This is a genomic window from Bacillus thuringiensis (genome assembly GCF_001595725.1).
Classification (GTDB): domain Bacteria; phylum Bacillota; class Bacilli; order Bacillales; family Bacillaceae_G; genus Bacillus_A; species Bacillus_A thuringiensis_K.
The window spans coordinates 4,380,586-4,406,292 of sequence record NZ_CP014282.1 but is presented as its reverse complement, the minus strand read 5'-3'; the positions used below and the strand labels follow the sequence as shown (position 1 = coordinate 4,406,292).

The following is a 25,707-nucleotide window of genomic DNA, read 5'->3' as shown; positions in this document are numbered from 1 at the left end:
GTTTCGCGCCTTTTATTATGAGGAGGATTATGATGACAGTAGTAATTGGATTAACAGGAGGCATTGCAAGCGGAAAAAGTACAGTATCTCAAATGTTTCGCGAGCTCAGTATACCAGTTATTGATGCAGATATTATTGCACGAGAAGTTGTAGAGCGAGGAAAACCAGCATATAACAAAATAGTAGAAGTATTTGGAACGGAAGTTTTACAAGAAGATGGAGAACTAAATCGTCCAAAAATAGGAAGTGTCGTTTTCTATAATGAAGAAAAACGATTGCAGTTAAATAAAATTGTTCATCCTGCAGTGCGTGAGGAAATGAATAGGAAAAAGGAAATGTACATAGAAGAAGGTATGCAAGCGGTTGTGTTAGATATTCCTCTCTTATTTGAAAGTAAATTAACAAGTCTCGTTGACCGCATTTTAGTTGTAGCGGTTAAGCCGCATACGCAATTAGAGCGTTTAATGAAACGAAATAACTTTTCAGAAGAAGAAGCAACAGTTCGTATTCAATCTCAAATGCCGTTAGAAGAAAAAGTGAAAAATGCAGATGAAGTGATAAATAATGATGGCACAATTATGGGAACGAAAACACAATTGCAGGTAATTTTAAAGAAGTGGAACATTATTGACTAAAAAATTGTGAAATTAATGAAAATGCTTAGTGACATATCCCCTTTTTGTGTTATACTATTATTGGGATTGGAGATAAATAGTATAACGCATTCAAGGGGGATAACATATTATGACTCGTGTGGCAATTAATGGATTTGGACGTATTGGGAGAATGGTATTTCGTCAAGCAATAAAAGAAAGCGCATTCGAAATTGTAGCAATCAATGCAAGCTATCCATCTGAAACGTTAGCACACTTAATTAAATATGATACAGTTCATGGCAAGTTTGACGGAACAGTAGAAGCATTTGAAGATCACTTATTAGTTGATGGAAAAATGATTCGCCTTTTAAACAACCGCGATCCAAAGGAATTGCCTTGGACAGATTTAGGTGTTGAAGTTGTAATTGAAGCAACTGGTAAATTTAATTCAAAAGAAAAAGCAATTCTTCACGTTGAAGCTGGAGCGAAAAAAGTTATTTTAACGGCGCCTGGTAAAAATGAAGATGTAACAATTGTAGTTGGTGTGAACGAAGACCAATTAGATATTACAAAACATACTGTTATTTCAAATGCATCTTGTACAACAAACTGTTTAGCGCCTGTTGTGAAGGTGTTAGATGAGCAGTTTGGAATTGAAAACGGTTTAATGACGACAGTTCACGCTTATACAAATGACCAAAAAAATATTGATAACCCACATAAAGATTTAAGAAGAGCACGTGCTTGCGGACAATCAATCATTCCGACAACGACAGGTGCTGCGAAAGCGCTAGCAAAAGTTCTTCCGCATTTAAACGGAAAACTTCATGGTATGGCACTTCGTGTACCAACACCAAACGTGTCTCTTGTTGACTTAGTAGTAGATGTAAAACGCGATGTGACAGTTGAAGCTATTAACGATGCATTCAAAACTGTTGCAAACGGTGCTTTAAAAGGTATTGTAGAATTCAGCGAAGAGCCTTTAGTATCTATCGACTTTAATACAAATACGCATTCAGCTATTATCGATGGTTTATCTACAATGGTAATGGGTGATCGTAAAGTGAAAGTACTTGCTTGGTATGATAACGAGTGGGGCTACTCTCGTCGTGTTGTAGATCTTGTAACGTTAGTTGTTGAAGAGTTAGCGAAACAAGAAAATGTGCAACACATTTAAGTGAATAAGGGAGGAGAGGGCAAGGCAATATTTGCCCTCTTTTTTTATTTTTTTCTGAAAAGGAAAAAAATTATATGAGTATATTTTAAAAAGTGGACATACCACGAAACGTTGTGATTACTGCATTTGTGAATCGTTTATTTTTTTTAGGGAAAAGTAAAGAGGAAAATATGACAGAAAATCGAAAAAACTGTTGTTGCAAAATGAAAATAAACAAAGTATACTAACACTCGTAAACTTAAGAGCTGAGGTACGTAGTCACTACTTAAAGGGTTAGGACCTCTCTGGACTAACTTTCCCCCGTGGTAGTGGAGCAAGCCAAATTGCAAATTAGTTTTCAATTCGAACAGTTAGAATAAATTTACAAGGGGGAACTGTAGAATGGATACTATGGATACGATGGGTCGTCACGTGATCGCTGAACTTTGGGATTGCGATTTCGACAAGCTTAATGACATGCCGTATATTGAACAATTATTTGTGGATGCAGCACTAAGAGCTGGTGCTGAAGTGCGTGAGGTTGCTTTCCATAAATTTGCACCACAAGGTGTAAGTGGAGTAGTAATTATCTCGGAATCACATTTAACAATTCATAGCTTTCCGGAGCACGGTTACGCGAGTATTGATGTTTATACTTGTGGGGATCGTATTGATCCAAATGTTGCTGCAGAATATATTGCAGAAGGTTTAAACGCGAAAACGCGTGAGAGCATCGAGCTTCCTCGAGGCACTGGTAGCTTCGAAATTAAGCAGAGAGAAACAAAAGCTCTTTAAAAAAGAACATAATTGATTTAAAATGTAAAGAGGTGTATAATGCACCTCTTTTTTAGTTTATAAAAAAGAGGTAATATAACGTACTGGTTAGTTGAATAAATTGTACTCTTGCAAATGAGGTAGTGCCCTATATACCATCTTATTTTTAAGGATGAGATGATAAAGTGATGCGCTGAAACTTAAAGTGGTAAGAGAGTTAGAATGAGTTATATAATATTGTATATATATTTTAGGTGAAGTGAGTAGAGAAAAATAAAGAGTATAGTGTAAAGGAGTGAATGAATTGCGTTGTCCATCCTGTTCTCATAATGGTACAAGAGTGTTAGATTCGCGTCCGGTAGACGAGGGGCGCTCTATTCGAAGAAGGAGAGAGTGTGAAAGTTGCTTAAGTCGCTTTACGACCTTTGAAAGGGTAGAAGAGTCACCTCTTATCGTTGTAAAAAAAGAAGGCACACGAGAAGAGTTTAATAAAGAAAAGATTTTACGTGGTTTAATTAAAGCGTGTGAAAAAAGACCAGTATCTTTAAGACAATTAGAAGAAGTAACACAAAGCGTGGAACGTGAACTGCGTAATTTAGGTATATCAGAAGTGAAAAGTGATATGATTGGTGAAATTGTTATGGAAGAACTTCGCGATATTGATGATGTTGCTTACGTACGCTTTGCTTCTGTATATCGTCAATTTAAAGATTTAAATGTATTTATTGAAGAATTAAAAGATATACTGCAAAAAGAAAGAGAGTAGAAGTTGTATTTTATTCTCTTTACATACCGTAAGTAATAGGATAAGAGAGCTAGAAGCGTAAGCTAATAGCTCTTTTTCACTAAGAATTTATATAATGAAGATAGAACGAATGAAGTAGAGGATAGATTGGATGAGAGAAAGGAAAAGCAATAATGGAAAAACAGTCATGGATGGAGCTATTGCCGATTGATCGTTATAAAGTAAGTGCGAAAGGGCTACTGCATAATTACGACCGAAAAGTATTAACGATGTTGTATCAGCCGTTAATAGGTAGTAGAGCTTTTAGCTTATACATGACACTATGGGGGGAGCTAGAGCAAGATCGTGTATTTGGAAAAGAGAATACACATCATTCCCTTATGGTGACTATGCAAATGCAACTTCCTGAAATATATGAGGAACGAGTAAAGTTAGAGGCAATTGGGCTATTGAAGGTTTATATTAAGAAAGAAAAAGATATTCGAATGTTCATATATGAGTTGCAACCACCTTTATCTCCGAAGCAGTTTTTTGATGATATTGTTTTAAGTATCTTTTTATATAATCGATTGAGCCGGACAAAATATAATCAAGTAAAGCAATATTTCTTAGAAGAAGAATTTGATTTTGCTTCTTATGAAAATGTTACGCGTTCTTTCAATGATGTGTTTGGTTCGTTTAATCCAGGACAGCTTGAGCATGCGCAAGAAGACCTTCGTATTCCAAAAACGACAACTATGCCAAGTAACGAGAAGGGAGACGCTCCGAAAGTTTGGAATGATTTCTTTGATTTCTCTTTATTTGTAGATGGATTGTCCGCTCTTGTTCCTAAAAAGGCGATTACAGATCAAGTGAGAGACTGCGTTATAACACTTGCTTACGTGTATGGTGTAGATGTGTTATCGATGCAAAATATCGTTCTTGGTGCAGTGACAGAGATGCAAACAATTGATATGGAAAGGCTTAGAAAAGGAGCGCGCGATTGGTATCAATTTGAAAATGGTCAAGCATTACCGGTATTAAGTGAAAGAGTACAGCCTCATGCTGCACGTACAATGAAAGAGAAAGATCCTTCATCGCAAGAGGAGATGCTAATAAAGCAGCTAGAGGAAATCTCGCCAAAACAACTATTGAAAGAGATTTCTGGTGGTGCAGAGGCAACGAAAGCGGATTTGCAGATCGTTGAAGATGTCATGATTAATCAAAAATTGACACCAGGAGTTGTGAATGTACTTATTTATTACGTTATGCTACGCTCAGATATGAAACTTGCGAAAACGTATGTCGAGAAGATTGCTGGGCATTGGGCACGTAAAAAGGTCGGGACAGTAGCGGAAGCGATGGCGTTAGCGAAAGAAGAGAACCGTCAATATCAAGAGTGGGCTGAGACGAAGAAAAAAGGCCGTACGGTGAAGAAAACGGTGCGGAAAGAAATGGTACCAGATTGGCTTAAGGAAGAAGAGCCGAAAGAACAAGAGAAAGAAACAGTGAAGAAAGATGTAAGTGTAGAAAAAGATGCAAGTACGCTAGAAGATGAACGAAAACGACTAGAAGAAGTGTTAAAAAAATATAAGCGTGATTAATAGAAGAGAATGAACGCTCTTTGAGGTGAGAAAATGGAGCATATTCAAAATTCATTTGCAAAATTAATGGAAAATGAAAACTTTAAAAATAGATATGAAGTATTAAAGGCAGAAGTAATGGCGCATCCGCGTGTGAAAGAATTTATAGACGAACATAAGGGTGAAGTAACGACTTCTATGATTGAGCGCAGTCTTGTGAAGTTATATGAATATATTGGACAAAGTGTAGGTTGCGTGGATTGTCCGGATTTAGGTTCATGTAAAAATATGCTGCAAGGTTACGAGCCAAAGCTTGTTATTCAAGGGAAGATGATTGATATTCAATACGATCGCTGCGTTAGAAAAGTAGCGCATGACGAGAGAAAGAAATATGAAAAACTCGTTCAAAGTGTATATATGCCAACGGATATTTTACAGGCAACTATGGAAAACTTAGACCCTTCTGATTTAAATGCACGTATCGATGCGATTGGTGCAGCGAATGAATTTTTAAGTACATATGAACCAGGTAAAAAAGCACAAGGTTTATATTTGTACGGTAAATTTGGTGTAGGAAAAACGTACCTTTTAGGAGCAATAGCGAACGAGCTTGCTCGAAAGAAAATAAGTTCGATGCTCGTATACTTCCCGGAATTTTTACGTGAAATTAAAAGTTCAATTCAAGATAATTCGATTGGTGAAAAGATTGATGCGGTTAAACGCGTACAAGTTTTAATGTTAGACGATATCGGGGCAGAAGCGATGTCAAGCTTTGTGCGTGACGATGTGCTTGGTGCAATCTTGCAATTCCGTATGTTAGAAAACTTACCGACGTTCTTTACGTCTAATTTTGATTTTAAACAACTGGAACACCATTTAACGTATACGCAACGTGGTGAGGCTGAAGAAATGAAGGCAGCACGTATTATGGAACGAATTAAATATTTAGCGAAACCAATTCCAATTGGTGGGAAAAACCGTCGTCATAAGTAAAAGAGCAAGCTGAGAAGCTTGCTCTTTTGTATTATAGTGATATTTTCTTTTCAAATATGAGGTCGAAATATTCAGGTTGTCCAGAACTGCCAATCGTAGGGGCAACAATCTGTACGAACCTCCAACCATCTCTAGCATGTTCTTGAATAATTTCTTGGTAGTCTTCAGCTGGTTTTGAGCGAGTGCCCCCAATGTAATTCGACTTTTACGAATTTATATTCAATCATTCAGATGCATAATTTTATTGATAAGTAAAGTATACAATAAAAATTCATAGTAGCTTGTATCATTTTTTTCTCCCTCCCTTAATATATATAAAATTAGCAAGCCATATTGAGTGGATTTTCTAACAATAGGAAATGTGATTCTACTAAGAGTGAACTTCACGCGGGACGGACTCTTATAGGATTTGTAACGTATAGATACAGTCCTTTAGAGCGGGGATAAAAGGGGGGACAAAAGTGATTGAAATTTGCTTCGAAGAAAAAAATGATGCTATGCACGTATATAGACAATTGCTGAAAAGAGCGGAAGTATTATATAAGGAAACGAGTGTGTATTTACAGGAACAAAAAGTGGTGATTCACATACCAGTACGTGAATCGAATTATATTGAAAAGATCTTATTGCCAGTAATGGTGTATTTCATTGTGAATGTGAAACAAAATGAGTGGATTTATACGATTTTAAAAGAAAAGTTTTTTTATGAAGAACAAGAAGAGTGTCATCAAATATTGCACATGGCACATGAGATTTTAAAGGGAAGAAGAAAAGGTGTAGCTCAGGATTTAACGCGTAACGCATTTGAGTCATATATTAAGTCTTCTTTAAACAATTGGCTTTGTGATCCGCTCTCATTCTCGTTTTCATCATATATCCGTTTTCGTCTTCGTACATATAGGGAAATGGTGGCTAAACTTGCGGAAGTGGCAATTGATGAATATAAGATGGAGCAAGAATACCAAATGTTCATTGAGACGCTTCGGCAACAAGTAAGCAGCCGTAAATCACGTTTGTCTTGTGTGCATCTTATTTTTGATGAAAGCTTTATCTTTTATGATGATAAAGGTAGACGTTTAAAACAGGAGAAGTTGGTCCAATATATAGATGAGGAATTGTTAAAGCAAAATGATGTATATATTGATACGAAAGTAATTGCGCCGCTTCTTTCTATTTCGCCCAAAAAGATTTATTTATATACGAAAGAACAAGACCATAATATGATTATTACTTTGCGAAATGTGTTCCAAGAACGGGTCCAATTACATGGATTACATGATTTTGAGCGCAATGTGAAAAATTTAAAAAATAAAGGTAACGCCCTTGATTTTCTAAGTTTTTGAGCATATAATTACCTACATAAATGAAATATATTGAAATGTCATGATGAGGACATGAGTAGTTTTCTACGATTTTCAGAGAGGGAAGCCTTAGGGTGTGAGCTTCCTAGTACGGGATTATTACTTACCACCTCTAAACTTTAGCAGTGAACGGTTTTTCTAGTAATTGCTAACGGACAACACCGTTATGTTGAACTTGAGCAATTAACAATTATGTTAATTGGAACAAGGGTGGAACCACGAATTCAACACTCGTCCCTTTTTACGGGATGAGTGTTTTTTATTTTGAGAAAAAGAGGAGTGACCAGTGATGGCAGATGTAGTTAAAATTACTTTCCCTGATGGAGCTGTGAAGGAGTTTCCAAAAGGCGTAACAACTGAAGAAATCGCAGCTTCTATTAGCCCAGGCTTAAAGAAAAAAGCTGTAGCTGGAAAATTAAATGATGAGATGATCGATCTTGTTACACCAATCGAAGAAGATGGTGCAGTTTCTATCATTACATTAGATTCTGAAGATGGCCTATATATTTTACGCCATTCAACAGCCCACCTTTTAGCACAAGCGTTAAAACGTTTATATAAAGATGTTAAGGTTGAGCTTGGCATTGGTCCAGTAATTGAAAATGGCTTCTACTACGATATTGATATGGAAGAAGCAATTACAGTTGAAGACTTCAAGAAAATCGAAAAAGAAATGCAAAAAATCGTGAACGAGAACTTAGAAATCGTTCGTCATGAAGTACCACGTGCAGAAGCAATTCGTCGCTTTGAAGAAATCGGCGATGAGTTAAAATTAGATTTAATTAACGATCTTCCAGAAGATGCAGTTATTTCAATCTATGAGCAAGGCGAATTCTTCGACCTTTGTCGTGGTGTTCACCTTCCATCTACAGGAAAAATTAAAGTGTTTAAATTATTAAGCGTTGCAGGTGCTTACTGGCGCGGCGATAGCAATAATAAAATGCTACAACGTATTTACGGTACTGCATTCGTTAAGAAAGCAGAATTAGATGAGCACTTACGTATGCTTGAAGAAGCGAAAGAGCGCGATCACCGTAAATTAGGTAAAGAATTAAAACTATTTACTAATAGCCAAAAAGTAGGACAAGGTTTACCACTTTGGTTACCAAAAGGTGCAACAATCCGCCGCATTATCGAGCGTTACATCGTTGATAAAGAAGCAAGCTTAGGCTATGATCACGTATATACTCCAGTACTAGGAAGCAGAGAGCTTTATGAAACTTCTGGTCACTGGAACCACTACCGTGATGGCATGTTCCCATCAATGGAAATGGATAACGAAGAATTAGTTCTTCGTCCAATGAACTGTCCTCATCATATGATGGTTTATAAAAATGATATTCACAGCTACCGTGAATTACCAATCCGTATTGCAGAACTTGGAACAATGCACCGTTATGAAATGTCAGGTGCGTTATCTGGATTGCAACGTGTACGCGGAATGACTTTAAACGATGCGCACATTTTCGTTCGTCCAGATCAAATTAAAGAAGAGTTAAAACGTGTTGTAAACTTAACTCTAGAAGTGTACAAAGATTTCGGTTTAGAGAACTACTCATTCCGTCTATCTTACCGCGACCCAGCAGATACTAAAAAGTATTATGCGGATGATGAGATGTGGGAAAAAGCACAAGGTATGTTAAAAGAAGCTATGGATGAAATGGGTCTTGATTACTATGAAGCTGAAGGTGAAGCGGCATTCTACGGTCCAAAACTTGATGTTCAAGTTCGTACTGCTCTTGGAAAAGACGAAACACTTTCAACTGTACAATTAGACTTCTTACTTCCAGAACGCTTTGAATTATCATACGTTGGTGAAGACGGTAAACAACATCGTCCAGTTGTAATTCACCGTGGTGTTGTATCAACTATGGAACGTTTTGTAGCCTTCTTAATTGAAGAATACAAAGGTGCATTCCCAACATGGTTAGCTCCAGTTCAAGTACAAGTAATTCCAGTTTCTCCGCAAGTACATTTAGACTATGCGAAGAAAGTACAAGACGAATTGCGTCGTGCTGGTATCCGTGTTGAATTAGACACTCGTGAAGAGAAGATCGGTTACAAAATCCGTGAAGCACAAATGCAAAAAATTCCGTACATGCTTGTAGTAGGTGACAATGAAGTAACTGAAAACGGCGTAAACGTACGTAAATATGGTGAACAAAAATCAGAAACAATCGCATTAGATGCTTTTGTTGACATGATTAAAGTAGAAGGAAAACGATAAGAAAAAGCCGCGGTATACCGCGGCTTTTTATGTAATATACTTGAGAAAAATTAGAAAAAATAACCATGTAACACTTATCATAAAAAAGTATTGCAAGTATGTTAGTTGTTTGTTACAATGTTTCTTGTTGTTAGTAAAACACATCGCGTCTTCTTGACAGACGTCATGTCCTATGATAAACTCATCAAGGATAATAGAATATTGTTTTGTGGAACAAGTAGAAGCACCCGCTTCTCACCTGATGGACGCATTCGCAGTTAACAGGTAAATGTATTTCTTACTTAAGATTTTACAAGTGTGGGTGTCGTATGCCCGCACTTTTTTTGTTCGGGTTCTATGACTACAAAATATGTTCTGAGAAAACCTTGGAGGTGGCTTACTATTAGCAAGGATATGATGATTAACGAGCAAATTCGTGCACGTGAAGTACGTTTAGTTGGCGCAAATGGCGATCAACTTGGAATCAAGTCTCGTAATGACGCTTTAGACTTAGCTGCAAATCTTAATCTTGATTTAGTATTAGTTGCTCCAAATGCGAAACCGCCAGTATGCCGCATTATGGACTACGGTAAATTCCGCTTTGAGCAACAGAAGAAAGAAAAAGAGCAGCGCAAAAATCAAAAAGTAATTAGCATGAAAGAAGTTCGTTTAAGTCCAACAATTGATGAACACGACTTTAACACAAAACTTCGTAATGCTATCAAGTTTTTAGAGAAAGGCGACAAGGTTAAAGCGTCAATTCGCTTTAAAGGACGTGCCATTACTCATAAAGAAATCGGTCAACGTGTTTTAGATCGCTTCTCAGAAGCTTGTGCTGAAGTTAGTACAGTTGAATCTAAGCCTAAAATGGAAGGACGCAGTATGTTCTTAGTTTTAGCACCGAAAAACGATAAGTAATAGATAGAGGAGGAAATACCTATGCCTAAACAAAAAACTCATCGCGGCGCTGCAAAGCGTTTCAAAAAGACTGGATCAGGTAAACTGAAACGTTCTCACGCTTACACAAGCCATTTATTCGCTAACAAATCTACAAAAGCTAAACGTAAACTACGTAAAGCTGGTGTAGTAAGCGCTGGTGACTTCAAACGCATTCGTCAAATGCTTGACAACTTAAAATAAGTTCGGCTGATATATAGAACAATTAGGAGGTAATATTATGCCAAGAGTAAAAGGTGGTACAGTTACTCGTCAACGTCGTAAAAAAGTAATTAAATTAGCAAAAGGTTACTACGGTTCAAAAAATACATTATTCAAGGTTGCTAACCAACAGGTTATGAAATCTCTAATGTATGCATTCCGTGACCGCCGTCAAAAGAAACGTGACTTCCGTAAATTATGGATTACACGTATCAACGCAGCAGCTCGTATGAATGGTCTTTCTTACAGCCGCTTAATGCACGGTCTTAAAAATGCTGGCATCGAAGTTAACCGCAAGATGCTTGCTGACTTAGCTGTTCATGACGAAAAAGCTTTCGCTGAATTAGCAACAGTTGCAAAAAACAACATTAACTAATTAATTAGTTGAAACCTTAGAAGAATTTTCTTCTAAGGTTTTTTGTTTGTATTCAGAGAGAAGTTTGAAGTTCTAAAGATTAACGGATGTGCTGTTATCGATATGACAAAATTAATATAAAAACTATAGCGGTATAGAAGAATATATATGTGAAGTCAGGAGAATCCTCCTGGCTTTTTTTAATTCTGCTCTTTTGGAAAGAAGAGTATCTTTCCTAGCCGAAACGACACTGCTATAATGGAAAGATGATATGGAACTTTCATCAGATGAACAATTTAAGAGCGATGACTGAAACGTATTTGTAAATTAAGGACAAGCTATTTTATAAAGAGGTAGATAGCTGACTTATTCATAAGAACTGAAACATAATAATGAACTTTGAGATGAAACAACATTGTTGCGTAAAATGCGATGTTGGAGGAGGACAATAGAATGGACTTACTACAACTATTTAAATTACAAAAAGAATTAGATGACCGTATTGCAAAAGAACATGACTTACAACCGAAAAAATTGTTAAAAGAAAAAATGTTAGCTCTTCTTGTAGAAATTGGAGAACTTGCAAATGAAACACGTTGTTTTAAATATTGGAGCAACAAACCAGCTTCGGAACGTGGAGTAATATTAGAAGAATACGTAGATGGTTTGCATTTTATTTTATCAATCGGAATTGATTTAGGGATTGATAAAAACTTCCTATTCTATAAATGTGCACAAACGAATAAAACACAAGTGGAAATTTTCTTAGACACATACGCGAAAGTAATTCGTTTTACAGATCAACCATCTATTACAAACTATATTGAATTATTTACGAGCTATCTTCGACTTGGACAAGCACTTGAATTTGAGCAAGAAGAGATTGAAAAAGCGTATTTAGATAAAAATGAAGTAAATCATCAGCGTCAAACACAAGGATACTAATTTAATTTTTGAATATTTCAATTTAATTATTGTATAATGAATTGACTGAAGAAAAAGGAGGGTGTTGGCAATGACAAAATTAGACGCGACATTGACAATGCTAAAAGAATTAACAGATGCACGTGGTATTGCCGGTAACGAGCGTGAACCACGCGAAGTAATGAAGAAATATATCGAGCCATTTGCAGACGAGCTTTCTACTGATAATTTAGGGAGTTTAGTTGCGAAAAAAGTAGGGGAAGAAAACGGCCCGAAAATTATGGTTGCAGGTCATTTAGATGAAGTTGGCTTTATGATTACGCAAATTGATGACAAAGGTTTCCTACGCTTCCAAACGGTGGGTGGCTGGTGGTCACAAGTTATGCTTGCACAGCGCGTGACGATTGTAACGCGTAAAGGAGATGTAACAGGTGTAATTGGTTCAAAACCACCGCACATCTTACCTCCAGAAGCACGTAAAAAGCCAGTTGAAATTAAAGACATGTTCATCGATATCGGTGCTTCTAGCCAAGAAGAAGCAATGGAGTGGGGCGTACGACCAGGAGATCAAGTTGTACCTTACTTTGAATTCCAAGTGATGAAGAATGAAAAAATGTTACTTGCAAAAGCATGGGATAACCGAATCGGTTGTGCGATTGCAATTGACGTATTAAAACAATTAAAAGATGAAAAGCATCCAAACGTTGTATACGGCGTTGGAACTGTACAAGAAGAAGTTGGTCTTCGTGGTGCAAAAACATCTGCGAATTATATTAAACCAGATATCGCGTTCGCAGTAGATGTTGGTATCGCTGGAGATACACCGGGTGTAACGTCAAAAGAAGCGCAAAGTAAAATGGGCGATGGACCACAAATCATTTTATATGATGCTTCTGTTATTGGACATACAGGTTTACGTGATTTCGTAGTTGATGTTGCTGACGAATTACAAATCCCATACCAATATGATTCAGTAGCGGGCGGGGGAACTGATGCGGGTGCGATTCATATTGCTGTAAACGGTATTCCTTCTATGGCAATTACAATTGCAACGCGCTATATTCATTCTCATGCAGCAATGTTACACCGTGATGATTATGAAAATGCAGTAAAGTTAATTGTAGAAGTTATTAAACGTCTTGATAAGGATGCTGTACATAACATTACATTTAATTAATAGAAAAAGCGAAGGAGATTTTCCTTCGCTTTTTTATGTTTTAAAAAGGTCGTTCTAATCCTGCTGCAGTATGAGCGCCTAAAATAATTAAACGAGTTAATTGCATCGCCATAAAATGCGGGGTATATATCATTCCTCTTTTTAACCATGACATAATCATTCCGATGTGAGCCCCTGTCACATAACTAATCAAAATATCACGAGGAACCATAAGATCTTCGTCATCTGGTTGTGAAATAGACAAGCTTAATGTTAAATGCACTTGTATCGTTTTCATCATTTTATAAGAGTAGTTTCCGGCAGCTTTATCCCCAAGCATAACGTTATAAAAGTTTACATTTTCTGCGATATGTTCGAATAAAGCCAAAAATGTAGGGTGAGGTGAATCGAATGTAAGTTGAAAATCTTCTTTATTTCTATTTTTCGGTTTAATTACTTCTGCTAGCTTCTCTAACATTTCTTCAATACTTTTGTCTAATAGGTCATATTTATCATGGTAATGGCTATAAAATGTAGCGCGATTTACAGGAGCGCGTTCTGCAATATGTTGAACAGTTACATTTTCAAAGCCTTTTTCGCCTACTAAAGCGACAAAAGCATCCTGAATGAGTTGTCTCGTTCGCTTTACACGTGGATCATTTGTATTTTTAATAGACATTTTTCTTCTCCTCGTTTAATTTTCTATACTTAAACAACATATTGGTATTATATTGTTGTTTAAGCGACATTTCATACGTAAATTGTCGGTTGTAGATTCAAAATAATTATTTATAATTATAAACGATAGTCCTTCAGAAATCAGCACCGCTCGCAGGTAGATAAATTTCGATTTATGCTGCAGATGGTGTGATTTTTTTGTTAAAAGGTTAATATAATTAACAATTAAACAATCTAAACAATAAGGACATAAATAGTTTAGAAAAAAATTATATGCGATATAAGGAGAGGAATGCAATGAATCAGTTTCGAAGAATGGTAATTATCAACATTATCACATTAATTGTACTAGTTGGCGGCGGTATTGGCGGTTATTACTATTACAACCAAACGGAAAATTACTTAAAAACAGACAATGCAAAGATTGATGGAAAGGTAATTCCGGTTGCTTCACCAGTAGCAGGTAAACTAACTGACTGGAAAGCTGAAGTAGGAAAAAATTATAATGAGAACGATAAACTAGGTACTGTTACTGTAGCGGCAGCTAATGGAGAACAAACAGTAGATGTAACAATTCCACAAAATGCAACGGTTGTACAATCAAACGCAACAACAAATGCTTTCGTTGGAGCTGGTAGCCCGATTGCTTACGCATTCGATATGAACAATTTATGGGTAACAGCAAACATTGAAGAAACAGATGTCGATGATGTTCAAAAAGGTCAAGATGTAGATGTGTATGTAGATGCATACCCAGATACAACGTTAACAGGAAAAGTAGAACAAGTTGGCTTAACAACAGCGAATACATTCTCTATGTTGCCATCAAGCAACGCAACAGCGAACTATACGAAAGTAACACAAGTAGTACCAGTTAAAATTTCTTTAGACCATAGCAAATCAGTAAATATTGTTCCTGGCATGAATGTGACAGTTCGTATTCATAAGTAAGGGGGAGATGAGATGTCCTCAATTGTAATTGCAGGATATGCACTATTTTGTATAATCGTCTTCTTCCTTGTAAATCGTCTTTTACGAAAGAAAAAAACGAAAATGGGAGAAGAACAAGTCCCAGCCGTAAGTAAAATAGAAGTAAGTAAAGTTGAAACAGAAGAGAAAGAAATTGAACGAAAGCAAGAATCGGAAATTTCTAATGTAGTTGAGTTAGAAACAGGAAAGCAAGAAGAAGTAAAACAAGAAAAAGAAGTGCCGAAAAAACAAATGTCTACGCCTGTAGAGAATGTGAATGTAAAAGCAGTTGTAGCTGTATTAATTCTCGGCATGTTCGTTTCTATTTTAAACCAAACAATCATTAACGTTGCATTACCTCCGTTAATGAATGAATTTAACGTATCGACTTCAACAGCACAATGGTTAATTACAGGCTTCATGCTTGTAAATGGTATTTTAGTACCGATTAGTGCCTTTTTAGTTTCACGATTTACGTATCGTAAATTATTCGTAGCCGCAATGTTATTCTTTACGGTAGGATCTATCATTTGTGCTACTTCAGGAAACTTTACAATGATGATGACAGGCCGTGTAATTCAAGCAGTTGGTGCGGGTATTTTAATGCCGGTTGGTATGAATATCTTCATGACATTATTCCCGCCTCATAAACGCGGAGCAGCGATGGGGTTACTAGGTGTAGCAATGATTTTAGCACCAGCTATCGGACCAACTGTAACAGGTTGGGTGATTGAAAATTATAGCTGGAATGTAATGTTCTATGCGATGTTTATTATCGGTTTAATTATTACGTTCCTATCTTTAAAATTCTTTACACTAGCTCAGCCAGTGTCTAAAACGAAATTAGATATATTCGGTGTGGTTAGTTCAAGTATTGGACTAGGAAGCTTATTGTACGGATTTAGTGAAGCTGGAAATAATAGTTGGACTAGTGCAGAAGTCATTATTTCACTTGTTATCGGTGTAATTGGTTTAGCGTTATTTATTTGGAGAGAGTTAACAACGGACAATAAAATGCTTGATTTACAAGTATTTAAATATCCAGTATTTACTTTTACTTTAATAATTAACGCAATCGTAACGATGGCACTATTTGGAGGTATGTTATTACTTCCAGTATATCTGCAAAACATTCGTGGCTTTACGCCAATTGAATCTGGTTTACTACTTCTTCCAGGATCATTAATTATGGGAATCATGGGACCAGTAGCGGGTAAATTATTCGATAAATATGGCATTCGTCCATTAGCGATAATTGGATTGGCAATTACGACGTATGCGACATATGAATTTACAAAATTATCGATGGATACACCGTATAGCGTTATTATGACGGATTATATTATACGTTCAATTGGTATGTCATTCATTATGATGCCAATTATGACAGCTGGTATGAACGCACTGCCGATGAAATTAATTTCTCACGGTACAGCAACGCAAAATACGTCAAGACAAGTAGCTGGTTCAATCGGAACAGCGATTTTAATCACACTTATGACGCAACAAACAACTGCTCACGTAGCAGATTACGGCAATATGTTAACAACATCCAACCCAATTTTAGTTGATAAAGTACACGGCATGGGCCAAAGCTTAGCGGCCTTAGCTGGATCGGCTCAACCAGGAGATGCGATGAGCACACAACTATTATATGGACAAATTTCAAAGCTATCTGCAATTAACGGTATTAACGATGCCTTCTTAATCGCAACGATACTAGCAGGTATCGCTTGGGTGTTATCGTTCTTCTTACAATCAGGCAATAAACCAAATAGAAAAGCAGGGAATTAATTTCCCTGCTTTTTTGTGCTTTTTTATGCAGTAACATATAAAAGATGATAACCAGTTATGGAGCACAGCCCTGTTATAAACAAAATCGTCCCCATAGAACAAATACTCGATATTTGCCTGCCGCTTATAATAGCTAATAGTCCAGCTAAAGAGAACAGGCACCAATATAAAGTTCCCGAAATTGGAACCACCTCCTCTAAATCTATTCCAGAACCTATACAAACGATAGGAACAACGATAAGCGATATGCTAATGAAACCAGCAATAATTAAAAAAATACCAATGCTTAATTGGCATAACATTAAAGTAAGAGCTAAAATCATCCAAGTTAATATTCCGAACACTTCTGTATTACCTGCGATAAAATATTATAGTGAGAATGAATCCCCTACAGACATAAGTACCCAGAAGAAAACCCCTAATATGCCGGCGATAAAAATAATGAATCCCATATTACGTATACTTTTAATCTTTGCTTGTAATCCACTCAATCCTGCTGATAATCCAGTTAAAGAAAACAGTACCCAATATAAAGTAGTCGAAATAGGGAGGATTGTATTGCTCTCCACTCCCATGCCCCAAAAAACAAAAGGTAGTGTGACAAAGGAAAAGCTAAGTAGCCCCATTAAACCAGCAAATAATTTACGATGTTTCATGCTAGTAACAATTAAAAAAATACCACCGAAAAATCCACATAAGACAAGAAATGGCATATAAACAACCCAAAGTAAGCTAAACATATATAATCTCCTTCTATGTAATGAGTTATATTTTACTACATGAGGTTTATTTTGGATATTATTAATTAATATATATAAATTGATTGAAAAGGGTAATAACGATACGGATTATTAAAAACGTAACTGTAGAAGGGTTTGAAGTAATGATAAAAGAGTAAAGAGAGGTATCATCATGACACCTCTCTTTATCCTAAGAATGCTAACATATTATTCATAATATGAAATAACATAGCTGGAATAATGGACTTTGTTTTTTTACATAAAATCGCCATTAATAATCCCATAAAGAAAGTAATGACCATTACCCCAAGTGAGTATGTATGAGCGATACCGAAGAAGAAACTTGTTACGATGGCTGCAATCCAAAATGGAAAGCGTTCTGAGAAGAAGCGAAGTATAAAACCACGGAAAATAAGCTCTTCAAAAATAGGTGTGAGTATGGCGAAGCTGAGAAGCAATAATATTTCATATTGCTTAAAGACGTCTAAGCTTAGTGCGGAAGATTGCTGTTTCGTTGCGTCTTGGAACACATAATTTAACAGTATGTAATTGAGTACGATGTTTATAACGAAGAAAAGAAGTAAATATACGTATGTGCGCCATTCTTTCAGTGCTTTAAAGTTAAAAGATTTTAGTAGTAATTTTTTTGCGGGTTCGAATTTAAAAATGAAGAATAACAATACGGCTAGTTGTAATACGGTACTTGCGGTATTGGCAATAGATTCGTACAGGGCAATTTGTTTTTTATTTGTGAGACCAGCTGTATAAATTGTTAAGGGCATTGCGAGGAACACAGTAATAAGTCCGGTTCCGAAAAAAGCGAATACAACGGAGCTAATAAATTGTCCCCATGACATAGAGTATTTCTGTTCATTAGAAAGTTGTATAGCGGGTTGCATATGTAGAATCACCTCTTTATATTTGTATATTTAATTATAAGGCATTTTGTTTTCAGGCGTAATATTTAAATATTACATATAAAGGTGTATTTTCCACAAAATAATAAAAGAGGTATCACCCTGTAGTGATGCCTCTTTCTCATTGATAACTATGTTCTGTCTTGTTATTCAATTTTGCTTGCTCTATTTGCAATTCACGCTCTACCAATCGATCTAATTGCTGAATTGCTTTAAGTGCTTTTTCATAAGAAATTGTTCGATAATGATGTGCTCCGCCCGGTTCTTCATCTGCTTCATCTGCCCATTTAATAATATTTTGAAGAGATGTTCTTTCAATTTCTTGTTCCACTAAGAAAGAATCTGTATGAAGAAGAATTGCAATAGAAATTTCTTTTGCTAGTTTTGGATGTTCTCCTAATCTAATAAGTAATTTATGTGCTCTTTCAGCGCCTTTAATTGCATGGATATCATTCTTTTTATATAAGTCATAATCCCATTCGCCGCCTGTGTACCACGTATGATGTCCGATATCATGAAGGAAGCCAGCTTTTGTGGCAGCATCGACTGAGGCGTGATGCTTTTTGGCTAGGTGAAACGCATGGTAAGCGACAGCGATCGCGTGGACCATTCCAGAACGGTTTACGTATTTTTGTGTAATGTGGTGTTTAAAAATTTGTTCAAGCGTAATACGGTGCATAAAACATTCACTCCTTTTATCTTATGGTGTATATGAAGAAAAATCGATCGGTTTAAATGTATTTTGAACATTGTACTCCATCATAGTTCGTTAGTAAAGTAGAAATGTTTAGGAGAAGAAAAAAATTTTCCGCAAAAAAATCACCTTAGCTGATGCAAAGGTGATTTTCAAATTGCTTATTTTTTTAATCCTTGCTCTAGTGTTTCTAACATTTCGTGCTTTTCATTTTCATCAGCGTTTTTCCAAATGACTTCAAATAAAACGCCAAGACCTGGAAGCATTTTTTCTTCACCGCTTTGAATTGCATCGACGATTGTTTCTTGTAATTGATCTTGTGAATTTCCAGATACATTCGCTAATACGGCACCGCGTAAATTAAAACTCATTGCTTTCACCTCTTCTTCAGAATTGAAACTGACGTTAGTTTTTGTTCTTTTTTATGTAAATATGTATGAAAAATAGGCTATAATGATAAGACAAGAAGAGAGGGAAATACATATTATGAAAAACATTGATTCAGTACAAAATCCGCGTGTAAAGCAGTGGAAAAAGCTGCAAACGAAAAAAGAACGCGATAAAAAAGGTTTATTTTTTGTAGAAGGATTCCACTTAGTCGAGGAAGCTTTGAAGGCAGGAATTGTAACGGAACTTATCGTTTCAGATCAGACAGACCTTCCGAAAGATTGGACAGTTAATGATGTGGAAATGTATATCGTACCTGAGGCGATTGTCAAAATACTTCGTGAAACAGAAACGACACAAGGTGTATTTGCTGTTTGTGAGAAGCATGAGAAAGAAGTAGCTCTTACTGATGGGAAATTCCTTTTATTAGATGGCCTGCAAGACCCAGGTAATTTAGGAACAATTATTCGTACAGCTGATGCAGCTGGTATTCACGCCGTTGTGCTTGGAGAAGGTTGTGTTGATGTTTATAATAGTAAAGTACTCCGCTCTACACAAGGCTCTATTTTCCACTTACCAATTGTAAAAGGGAACTTAGAAGAATGGGTAGACAAGTTAAAAGAAAATAACGTTCCTGTATATGGAACAGCTCTTGAAAATGGAGTTCCGTATGGTGAAGTAACGCCGGCTGGCAGTTTTGCATTAATTGTAGGAAATGAAGGGAACGGCGTACGCCAAGAAATTCTTGCAAAAACGGATCAAAACTTGTATATTCCGATTTACGGCGGGGCAGAATCATTAAATGTTGCGGTTGCAGCAGGGATTTTAACGTATTATTTGCAAAGCCCGGTTGCGAACAAATAAAAAACTTCTTATAATAAGTTGAAGTACATTATATTAAAAGTTAAATAACGAAAAACGTTGATAGAGAAGAGTAACTTACAAAATCGCCATATAGGGAGAGAGTGCCGTAGACTGAAAGCATTCTTATGGTAGACGGAAGTGAATTCACCTCTGGAGTTGACGCCAGGACCATGTATATGTAAAGGCGTTCCGGTCAGAATTGATCGTTATAACTAATGAGTGGGCAGACTTGTTCTGTCAATTTAGGGTGGTACCGCGAATTTACCTCGTCCCTTTTTGGGAGCGAGGTTTTTTTATTTTTAAAATTAGGAGGGTTCCAAAATGGAAGCACGTTTAAAAGAGCTAAAGCAAAAAGCGTTAGAGCTTATTGAAGAAGCGAAAGAGCTAAAGAGCTTAAACGACGTACGCGTAGCGTATTTAGGAAAAAAAGGCCCAATTACAGAAGTATTACGCGGCATGGGAAAATTGTCAGCAGAAGAGCGTCCACGTATGGGAGCATTAGTAAATGAAGTGCGTGAAGCGATTCAAACGCGTTTAGATGACAAAATTAGTAACTTAGAAAAAGCGGTAATCGAAGCGAAATTAGCTACTGAAACAATCGATGTTACACTGCCAGGTCGTCCTGTTGAAACAGGTTGTCACCATCCGTTAACAGCTGTTGTTGAGCAAATTGAAGATGTATTCATCGGTATGGGTTATGAAGTAGCTGAAGGAACAGAAGTAGAAAAAGACTACTACAACTTCGAAGCACTAAACTTACCGAAAGATCACCCAGCACGTGATATGCAAGATACATTCTACATTACAGAAGAAACGTTACTACGTACACATACATCTTCTGTGCAAGCACGTACGATGGAAAATAATAAAGAAAAAGGCCCGATTAAAATTATTTGTCCTGGTAAAGTGTATCGCCGTGATGACGACGATGCGACGCATTCACATCAGTTCATGCAAATTGAAGGTCTTGTAATTGATAAAAACATTCGTATGAGTGACTTAAAAGGTACACTGCAAGTATTCGTGAAAAAGATGTTCGGTGAAGATCGTGAAATCCGTCTTCGTCCAAGTTTCTTCCCATTCACAGAGCCATCTGTAGAGATGGATATTTCTTGTATGATGTGTCATGGCAAAGGTTGCGGCACTTGTAAAGGAACTGGCTGGATTGAAATTCTAGGCGCAGGTATGGTTCACCCGAACGTACTTGAAATGGCTGGTTATGATTCAAAAGAATATCAAGGTTTCGCATTCGGTATGGGCGCAGAGCGTATCGCAATGTTGAAATACGGAGTAGATGACATTCGTCATTTCTATACAAATGATGTACGTTTCTTACAACAATTCAAACGAGCGTAAGGGAAGGAGAGGATAAATATGTTCGTATCATATCGTTGGTTACAAGAGTATGTAGATATTAAAGATGTAACAGCACAAGAACTAGCAGACAAAATCACGAAAAGTGGTATTGAAGTAGAAGGCGTTGAAGTATTAAATAAAGGTGTAAAAGGTGTTGTAGTTGGTCACGTATTAGAATGTGAAAAACACCCAGAAGCTGATAAATTAAGCAAATGCTTAATCGATATCGGTGAAGAAGAGCCAGTTCAAATTATTTGTGGAGCTGCTAACATTGCAAAAGGTTTAAAAGTACCAGTTGCAAAAGTTGGAGCTGTACTTCCTGGTAACTTCAAAATCAAAAAAGCAAAACTACGCGGTGAAGCTTCTCACGGTATGGTTTGTGCTCTTCAAGAGCTTGGTATTGATGGAAAGTTAGTTTCAAAAGAATACACAGATGGTATCTTCATCTTCCCAAGTGACGCTGAAGTTGGTGCAGATGCACTTGAAATTTTAAACTTACATGATGAAGTACTTGAGCTTGGCTTAACACCAAACCGTGCAGATTGCCTAAACATGTTAGGTGTTGCATATGAAGTAGCTGCTATTTATGGCCGCGAAGTAAAACTTCCAGCTATCGACTTACAAGAAACAGCAGAAAAAACTTCTGATTATATTTCTGTAAGTGTAGAAGCGAAAGAAGAAAACCCGTTATACATTGCAAAAATGGTTAAAAACGTAAAGATTGGTCCATCACCAATGTGGATGCAAACTCGTCTTATGGCAGCTGGCATTCGTCCAATTAGCAACGTAGTTGATATTACAAACTACATTTTAATGGAATACGGTCAACCGTTACATGCATTCGATTACGATAAATTAGGTTCAAAAGAAATCGTTGTTCGTCTTGCAAAAGAAGGCGAAAAAATTGAAACGTTAGATGATCAAGAGCGTACATTACAAAGCCACCATCTTGTAATTACAAACGGCACGAAAGCTTTAGCTGTTGCTGGTGTAATGGGCGGGGCGGATTCTGAAGTTACAAATGAGACAGTAAACGTTCTAATTGAGTCTGCATACTTTGCAGGTCAAACAGTACGTCGTACATCAAAAGACTTAGGTCTTCGTAGTGAATCAAGTGCACGTTTCGAAAAAGGAATCGACCCAACACGTACATTTGAAGCAATTCAACACGCAGCTGCTTTAATGGCGAAATATGCTGGTGGTGAAGCACTTGAAGGTGTGGTAGAAGCTGACAACTTACAAGTACAAGAGCGTACAGTATCTGTTACTGCTGAAAAAGTAAACCGTGTATTAGGTACAAATATTTCTGCGAGTGAAATGGGTACAATGTTCACAAACTTGAAATTCCCATTCACAGAAGTAGAAGGAACATTCCATGTAAATGTACCAGCACGTCGTCCTGATATTACAATTTCAGAAGACTTAGTAGAAGAAGTGGGCCGTTTATACGGTTATGACCATATTCCAGTTACATTACCTTCTGGAACGATGACTCGTGGTAAATTAACATCAGCACAAACGAAACGTCGTAAAGTACGCCGCTTCTTAGAGGGTGCTGGTTTATATGAAGCAATCACGTATTCATTAACAAGCGCTGATAAAGCGAAACAATATATGGTTGAGCCAAACGAAAAGGCGCCTGTAGGTCTTGCACTTCCAATGAGTGAAGAACGTAGCCAACTTCGTTTAAGCTTAGTACCGCAATTACTAGAAGCAGTTTCATACAATGTCGCTCGTAAAAACGACAGCGTTGCTTTATACGAGGTAGGTTCTATCTTCTTACCGACAGAAGAAGGAGAACTTCCGAAAGAAGAACAACATCTTGCAGGTGTTATGACAGGTCTTGCTCTTCACCATGCATGGCAAGGTGAGAAGAAAGTAGTAGACTTCTTCGTTGTGAAAGGTGTACTAGAAGGACTATTCGACGTGCTTGGCGTTTCAAACCAAATCACATATGCACCAGCAAAACGTGAAGGTATGCACCCAGGCCGTACAGCTGACATCGTATTGGATGGCGAAGTAATTGGTTTCATCGGTCAATTGCACCCAGAAGCAGAAAAACAATTAGATGTGAAAAATACATTCGTATTCGAACTATCTCTTGTAAAAGTATTCGGTGCAGACGCAGAAGAAACTTACTACGCAGCAATTCCACGTTTCCCATCTATGACGCGTGATATGGCTGTTGTAGTAACAAAAGAAACAAAAGCTGGTGAAATGAAGCAAGTCATTGCTGAAGCTGGCGGAGAACTTCTGAAAGATGTAACATTATTCGACTTATACGAAGGTGAAAAAATGGAAGAAGGCAAGAAATCACTTGCATTCTCTATGACTTACTTCGATGCAGAACGTACATTAACAGACGAAGAAGTAACAGAAGCACATAACCGTGTACTAACAACGGTAGAAGAGAAATTCGGTGCGGAGTTACGTAAGTAATTAGAAAATTGCCGGATTGGTTGTCGGACACTATCGGTAAGTCGATATATTACAAAAATCGCTCATATATTTTTTGGCATCTTGCATCTTTCTCTCGAATGTAGTACATTAATTTTAGTTTAACAAAATGAAAGACGATGATAAGGAAAAGTAGTATATACTATAATCCAAAGCGAGTCAGGGACGGTGAGAGCCTGATGAGGCGGTATATGTGAAGAACACCTTGGAGTTGCTAACCGAAATTGAATCTTATATTCAAGAGTAGGCTTAGACGGGAATCCGGCCTGTTATAAACCGGGAAGTATGTATTACATACGAGTTAAAGTTGGTCTTTATGACAAATTGGGTGGTACCGCGAAGTTTAACCTTTCGTCCCTTTATGGATGAAAGGTTTTTTTGTATTTAAATATATGAGCAAAGGAGAATTTCACTATGGAAAACACATTAGTAAAAAGTCTGTATAGAGATACAGAAAAGTATGCAGATCAAACAGTACAAGTATCAGGGTGGATTCGTAACTTACGTGATTCAAAAGCATTTGGTTTCATCGAATTAAACGACGGTAGCTTCTTCAAAAGCGTTCAAATCGTTTTCGATACAGAATTAGAGAACTTCAAAGAAATTGCAAAACTTCCACTTAGCTCTTCAGTTAAAGTAGAAGGTAAAGTAATTGCAACGCCTGGAGCGAAGCAACCATTTGAAATTAAAGCAGAAAAAATTGATATCGAGGGTTTATCAGATTCTGATTACCCACTTCAAAAGAAACGTCATACGTTTGAATACTTACGTACAATCGCTCACTTACGTCCAAGAACAAATGCATTCTCTGCAACGTTCCGCGTACGTTCTATCGCAGCATTTGCGATTCACCAATTCTTCCAAGAGCGTGGATTCGTACATGTTCACACACCAATCATCACTGGTAGTGATACAGAAGGTGCTGGCGAAATGTTCCGCGTAACAACGCAAGATTTAAATAACCTACCAAAAGGTGAAGACGGAAAAGTTGATGAGTCAAAAGACTTCTTCGGTAAAGAAACAAACTTAACAGTAAGTGGACAGCTGAACGCTGAAGCTTATGCATTAGCATTCCGTGACGTATACACATTCGGACCTACATTCCGTGCAGAAAACTCAAACACAACTCGCCACGCTGCTGAGTTCTGGATGGTTGAGCCTGAGATTGCATTCGCTGAACTAGGGGACGTAATGAACCTTACAGAAGATATGCTGAAATATGCAATGAAATACGTATTAGAGCATGCACCAGAAGAAATGGAATTCTTCAACAGCTTCGTTGATAAAACAGTTCTTGAGCGCATGAACAACGTAATTAACTCTGACTTCGGTCGCATCACTTATACAGAAGCAATTAAAGTGCTTCAAGAATCAGGTGCTGACTTCAAATACCCAGTAGAATGGGGAATTGACTTACAAACAGAGCACGAAAGATACTTATCAGAAGAAATCTTCAAACGCCCTGTATTCGTAACTGACTATCCAAAAGACATTAAAGCATTCTACATGCGTTTGAATGAAGACGGTAAAACAGTAGCTGCTACTGACCTTCTAGTTCCTGGCATCGGCGAATTAATCGGCGGAAGCCAACGTGAAGAAAGAATGGACGTTTTAGTAGACAGAATTAAAGAATTAGGTATGAACGAAGAGGACTACTGGTGGTACTTAGAACTTAGAAAATACGGCGGTACAAAACACGCTGGATTTGGTCTAGGTTTCGAGCGCTTCCTAATGTACATCACTGGCATGGCTAACATCCGTGACGTAATTCCATTCCCAAGAACTCCAGGTTCTTCTGAATTCTAAAATATGAAAAAAGCGAGAGGATTTCCTCTCGCTTTTTTATTTTGTATAGTTTATTCTCC

25 protein-coding genes, 1 pseudogene and 4 other annotated features are annotated in these 25,707 nt (G+C 37.1%); of the genes and pseudogenes, 19 read left to right on the top strand and 7 right to left on the bottom strand.

Going from position 1 to position 25,707, the window contains the following annotated elements; all coding sequences use genetic code 11:
* Window positions 1–32 precede the first annotated feature (32 nt).
* The 6 genes from coaE (at window position 33) to dnaI (ending at window position 5,826) form a co-directional block, all read left to right on the top strand.
* Window positions 33–635, top strand: coding sequence for a dephospho-CoA kinase (coaE, locus tag AXW78_RS22070; protein ID WP_000219322.1), 603 nt, complete (start codon window positions 33–35; stop codon window positions 633–635).
* A 109-nt stretch (window positions 636–744) separates the two neighbouring features.
* On the top strand, window positions 745–1,773 hold the full coding sequence (locus AXW78_RS22065) for a glyceraldehyde-3-phosphate dehydrogenase (protein ID WP_000198974.1): 1,029 nt from the start codon (window positions 745–747) through the stop codon (window positions 1,771–1,773).
* Window positions 1,774–2,163: 390 nt separating this feature from the next.
* A complete protein-coding gene (gene speD, locus AXW78_RS22060) occupies window positions 2,164–2,547 on the top strand; it encodes an adenosylmethionine decarboxylase (RefSeq protein ID WP_002003660.1) in 384 nt (127 codons plus the stop codon).
* 283 nt (window positions 2,548–2,830) lie between these two features.
* Entirely contained in the window at window positions 2,831–3,292 is a 462-nt protein-coding gene (gene nrdR, locus AXW78_RS22055; protein WP_001203687.1) for a transcriptional regulator NrdR, read from the top strand.
* A gap of 152 nt (window positions 3,293–3,444) precedes the next feature.
* Window positions 3,445–4,854: a replication initiation and membrane attachment family protein gene (locus tag AXW78_RS22050; protein ID WP_061884656.1), complete on the top strand. Its 1,410-nt coding sequence runs from the start codon at window positions 3,445–3,447 to the stop codon at window positions 4,852–4,854.
* Window positions 4,855–4,887: 33 nt separating this feature from the next.
* The gene (dnaI, locus tag AXW78_RS22045; protein WP_000400104.1) at window positions 4,888–5,826 is read left to right on the top strand and encodes a primosomal protein DnaI; all 939 of its coding nucleotides are present in this window, start codon (window positions 4,888–4,890) and stop codon (window positions 5,824–5,826) included.
* A gap of 31 nt (window positions 5,827–5,857) precedes the next feature.
* On the opposite strand, the pseudogene AXW78_RS32795 reads toward dnaI, so the two are convergent.
* A pseudogene (locus AXW78_RS32795) lies at window positions 5,858–6,053 on the bottom strand (DUF4177 domain-containing protein).
* Between the two features lie 234 nt (window positions 6,054–6,287).
* Between AXW78_RS32795 and ytxC the strand changes: the two are divergent.
* The 7 genes from ytxC to AXW78_RS22010 all read left to right on the top strand — a co-directional run bounded on the left by ytxC (window position 6,288) and on the right by AXW78_RS22010 (window position 13,007).
* Window positions 6,288–7,169 (top strand): putative sporulation protein YtxC, encoded by an 882-nt coding sequence (gene ytxC, locus AXW78_RS22040; protein ID WP_000569629.1) that lies wholly within the window; start codon window positions 6,288–6,290, stop codon window positions 7,167–7,169.
* Window positions 7,170–7,200: 31 nt separating this feature from the next.
* Window positions 7,201–7,429, top strand: a binding site (T-box leader).
* 47 nt (window positions 7,430–7,476) lie between these two features.
* On the top strand, window positions 7,477–9,414 hold the full coding sequence (thrS, locus tag AXW78_RS22035; RefSeq protein WP_000786083.1) for a threonine--tRNA ligase: 1,938 nt from the start codon (window positions 7,477–7,479) through the stop codon (window positions 9,412–9,414).
* A 209-nt stretch (window positions 9,415–9,623) separates the two neighbouring features.
* Window positions 9,624–9,744, top strand: a sequence feature (ribosomal protein L20 leader region).
* A gap of 63 nt (window positions 9,745–9,807) precedes the next feature.
* Window positions 9,808–10,311, top strand: coding sequence for a translation initiation factor IF-3 (gene infC, locus AXW78_RS22030; RefSeq protein ID WP_000973215.1), 504 nt, complete (start codon window positions 9,808–9,810; stop codon window positions 10,309–10,311).
* Window positions 10,312–10,332: 21 nt separating this feature from the next.
* Entirely contained in the window at window positions 10,333–10,533 is a 201-nt protein-coding gene (gene rpmI, locus AXW78_RS22025; protein ID WP_001125945.1) for a 50S ribosomal protein L35, read from the top strand.
* A gap of 37 nt (window positions 10,534–10,570) precedes the next feature.
* On the top strand, window positions 10,571–10,927 hold the full coding sequence (gene rplT / locus AXW78_RS22020; RefSeq protein WP_001138362.1) for a 50S ribosomal protein L20: 357 nt from the start codon (window positions 10,571–10,573) through the stop codon (window positions 10,925–10,927).
* A gap of 432 nt (window positions 10,928–11,359) precedes the next feature.
* Complete coding sequence (locus AXW78_RS22015) at window positions 11,360–11,851, top strand: dUTP diphosphatase (protein WP_000365052.1); 492 nt, start codon at window positions 11,360–11,362, stop codon at window positions 11,849–11,851.
* Window positions 11,852–11,921: 70 nt separating this feature from the next.
* A complete protein-coding gene (locus tag AXW78_RS22010) occupies window positions 11,922–13,007 on the top strand; it encodes a M42 family metallopeptidase (protein WP_000163554.1) in 1,086 nt (361 codons plus the stop codon).
* 40 nt (window positions 13,008–13,047) lie between these two features.
* On the opposite strand, the gene AXW78_RS22005 is transcribed toward AXW78_RS22010, so the two are convergent.
* A complete protein-coding gene (locus AXW78_RS22005) occupies window positions 13,048–13,665 on the bottom strand; it encodes a TetR/AcrR family transcriptional regulator (RefSeq protein ID WP_000023661.1) in 618 nt (205 codons plus the stop codon).
* A gap of 296 nt (window positions 13,666–13,961) precedes the next feature.
* Between AXW78_RS22005 and AXW78_RS22000 the strand changes: the two genes are divergently transcribed.
* Together AXW78_RS22000 and AXW78_RS21995 are read left to right on the top strand one after the other, a co-directional pair.
* A complete protein-coding gene (locus tag AXW78_RS22000; protein WP_001071419.1) occupies window positions 13,962–14,615 on the top strand; it encodes an HlyD family secretion protein in 654 nt (217 codons plus the stop codon).
* A 12-nt stretch (window positions 14,616–14,627) separates the two neighbouring features.
* Window positions 14,628–16,427, top strand: coding sequence for a DHA2 family efflux MFS transporter permease subunit (locus tag AXW78_RS21995; RefSeq protein WP_061884655.1), 1,800 nt, complete (start codon window positions 14,628–14,630; stop codon window positions 16,425–16,427).
* A gap of 23 nt (window positions 16,428–16,450) precedes the next feature.
* Here the strand turns inward: AXW78_RS21995 and AXW78_RS32790 are convergent, their stop codons facing one another.
* From AXW78_RS32790 to sspI, 5 genes are all read right to left on the bottom strand, one after another.
* Entirely contained in the window at window positions 16,451–16,771 is a 321-nt protein-coding gene (locus AXW78_RS32790) for an ammonia permease (protein WP_081114003.1), read from the bottom strand.
* A 24-nt stretch (window positions 16,772–16,795) separates the two neighbouring features.
* Window positions 16,796–17,167 (bottom strand): DNA-binding protein, encoded by a 372-nt coding sequence (locus tag AXW78_RS32785; protein ID WP_081114002.1) that lies wholly within the window; start codon window positions 17,165–17,167, stop codon window positions 16,796–16,798.
* Between the two features lie 185 nt (window positions 17,168–17,352).
* Window positions 17,353–18,066 carry a CPBP family intramembrane glutamic endopeptidase gene (locus AXW78_RS21985; RefSeq protein ID WP_061884653.1) on the bottom strand — a complete coding sequence of 238 codons (714 nt, stop codon included), beginning with the start codon at window positions 18,064–18,066 and terminating at the stop codon, window positions 17,353–17,355.
* Between the two features lie 139 nt (window positions 18,067–18,205).
* Window positions 18,206–18,763 (bottom strand): HD domain-containing protein, encoded by a 558-nt coding sequence (locus AXW78_RS21980; protein ID WP_000554786.1) that lies wholly within the window; start codon window positions 18,761–18,763, stop codon window positions 18,206–18,208.
* A gap of 176 nt (window positions 18,764–18,939) precedes the next feature.
* Complete coding sequence (sspI, locus tag AXW78_RS21975; RefSeq protein WP_000009509.1) at window positions 18,940–19,149, bottom strand: small acid-soluble spore protein SspI; 210 nt, start codon at window positions 19,147–19,149, stop codon at window positions 18,940–18,942.
* Between the two features lie 82 nt (window positions 19,150–19,231).
* Here sspI and AXW78_RS21970 point away from each other — a divergent pair, with 82 nt between their 5' ends.
* From AXW78_RS21970 to asnS, 4 genes are all read left to right on the top strand, one after another.
* Window positions 19,232–20,029 (top strand): TrmH family RNA methyltransferase, encoded by a 798-nt coding sequence (locus tag AXW78_RS21970; protein WP_001986644.1) that lies wholly within the window; start codon window positions 19,232–19,234, stop codon window positions 20,027–20,029.
* A 48-nt stretch (window positions 20,030–20,077) separates the two neighbouring features.
* Window positions 20,078–20,306 (top strand) — a binding site (T-box leader).
* 44 nt (window positions 20,307–20,350) lie between these two features.
* Window positions 20,351–21,385 (top strand): phenylalanine--tRNA ligase subunit alpha, encoded by a 1,035-nt coding sequence (pheS, locus tag AXW78_RS21965; protein ID WP_000388226.1) that lies wholly within the window; start codon window positions 20,351–20,353, stop codon window positions 21,383–21,385.
* An 18-nt stretch (window positions 21,386–21,403) separates the two neighbouring features.
* Window positions 21,404–23,824: a phenylalanine--tRNA ligase subunit beta gene (gene pheT, locus AXW78_RS21960; protein WP_061884652.1), complete on the top strand. Its 2,421-nt coding sequence runs from the start codon at window positions 21,404–21,406 to the stop codon at window positions 23,822–23,824.
* 128 nt (window positions 23,825–23,952) lie between these two features.
* Window positions 23,953–24,204: a binding site (T-box leader), on the top strand.
* Window positions 24,205–24,256: 52 nt separating this feature from the next.
* The gene (asnS, locus tag AXW78_RS21955; protein ID WP_000432177.1) at window positions 24,257–25,648 is read left to right on the top strand and encodes an asparagine--tRNA ligase; all 1,392 of its coding nucleotides are present in this window, start codon (window positions 24,257–24,259) and stop codon (window positions 25,646–25,648) included.
* Window positions 25,649–25,707: the final 59 nt, after the last annotated feature.

What these genes read in the sequence shown, in the direction of transcription:
- AXW78_RS21970 (WP_001986644.1), top strand. Translation starts at nt 19,232, where the DNA reads ATGATAAGACAAGAAGAGAGGGAAATACATATTATGAAAAACATTGAT.
- pheT (WP_061884652.1), top strand. Translation starts at nt 21,404, where the DNA reads ATGTTCGTATCATATCGTTGGTTACAAGAGTATGTAGATATTAAAGAT.
- AXW78_RS22065 (WP_000198974.1), top strand. Translation starts at nt 745, where the DNA reads ATGACTCGTGTGGCAATTAATGGATTTGGACGTATTGGGAGAATGGTA.
- AXW78_RS32785 (WP_081114002.1), bottom strand. Translation starts at nt 17,167, where the DNA reads ATGTTTAGCTTACTTTGGGTTGTTTATATGCCATTTCTTGTCTTATGT.
- asnS (WP_000432177.1), top strand. Translation starts at nt 24,257, where the DNA reads ATGGAAAACACATTAGTAAAAAGTCTGTATAGAGATACAGAAAAGTAT.
- infC (WP_000973215.1), top strand. Translation starts at nt 9,808, where the DNA reads ATGATGATTAACGAGCAAATTCGTGCACGTGAAGTACGTTTAGTTGGC.
- AXW78_RS22000 (WP_001071419.1), top strand. Translation starts at nt 13,962, where the DNA reads ATGAATCAGTTTCGAAGAATGGTAATTATCAACATTATCACATTAATT.
- rpmI (WP_001125945.1), top strand. Translation starts at nt 10,333, where the DNA reads ATGCCTAAACAAAAAACTCATCGCGGCGCTGCAAAGCGTTTCAAAAAG.
- AXW78_RS22010 (WP_000163554.1), top strand. Translation starts at nt 11,922, where the DNA reads ATGACAAAATTAGACGCGACATTGACAATGCTAAAAGAATTAACAGAT.
- AXW78_RS22050 (WP_061884656.1), top strand. Translation starts at nt 3,445, where the DNA reads ATGGAAAAACAGTCATGGATGGAGCTATTGCCGATTGATCGTTATAAA.
- rplT (WP_001138362.1), top strand. Translation starts at nt 10,571, where the DNA reads ATGCCAAGAGTAAAAGGTGGTACAGTTACTCGTCAACGTCGTAAAAAA.
- AXW78_RS22015 (WP_000365052.1), top strand. Translation starts at nt 11,360, where the DNA reads ATGGACTTACTACAACTATTTAAATTACAAAAAGAATTAGATGACCGT.
- AXW78_RS21985 (WP_061884653.1), bottom strand. Translation starts at nt 18,066, where the DNA reads ATGCAACCCGCTATACAACTTTCTAATGAACAGAAATACTCTATGTCA.
- sspI (WP_000009509.1), bottom strand. Translation starts at nt 19,149, where the DNA reads ATGAGTTTTAATTTACGCGGTGCCGTATTAGCGAATGTATCTGGAAAT.
- thrS (WP_000786083.1), top strand. Translation starts at nt 7,477, where the DNA reads ATGGCAGATGTAGTTAAAATTACTTTCCCTGATGGAGCTGTGAAGGAG.
- coaE (WP_000219322.1), top strand. Translation starts at nt 33, where the DNA reads ATGACAGTAGTAATTGGATTAACAGGAGGCATTGCAAGCGGAAAAAGT.
- AXW78_RS22005 (WP_000023661.1), bottom strand. Translation starts at nt 13,665, where the DNA reads ATGTCTATTAAAAATACAAATGATCCACGTGTAAAGCGAACGAGACAA.
- dnaI (WP_000400104.1), top strand. Translation starts at nt 4,888, where the DNA reads ATGGAGCATATTCAAAATTCATTTGCAAAATTAATGGAAAATGAAAAC.
- AXW78_RS21995 (WP_061884655.1), top strand. Translation starts at nt 14,628, where the DNA reads ATGTCCTCAATTGTAATTGCAGGATATGCACTATTTTGTATAATCGTC.
- speD (WP_002003660.1), top strand. Translation starts at nt 2,164, where the DNA reads ATGGATACGATGGGTCGTCACGTGATCGCTGAACTTTGGGATTGCGAT.
- pheS (WP_000388226.1), top strand. Translation starts at nt 20,351, where the DNA reads ATGGAAGCACGTTTAAAAGAGCTAAAGCAAAAAGCGTTAGAGCTTATT.
- AXW78_RS21980 (WP_000554786.1), bottom strand. Translation starts at nt 18,763, where the DNA reads ATGCACCGTATTACGCTTGAACAAATTTTTAAACACCACATTACACAA.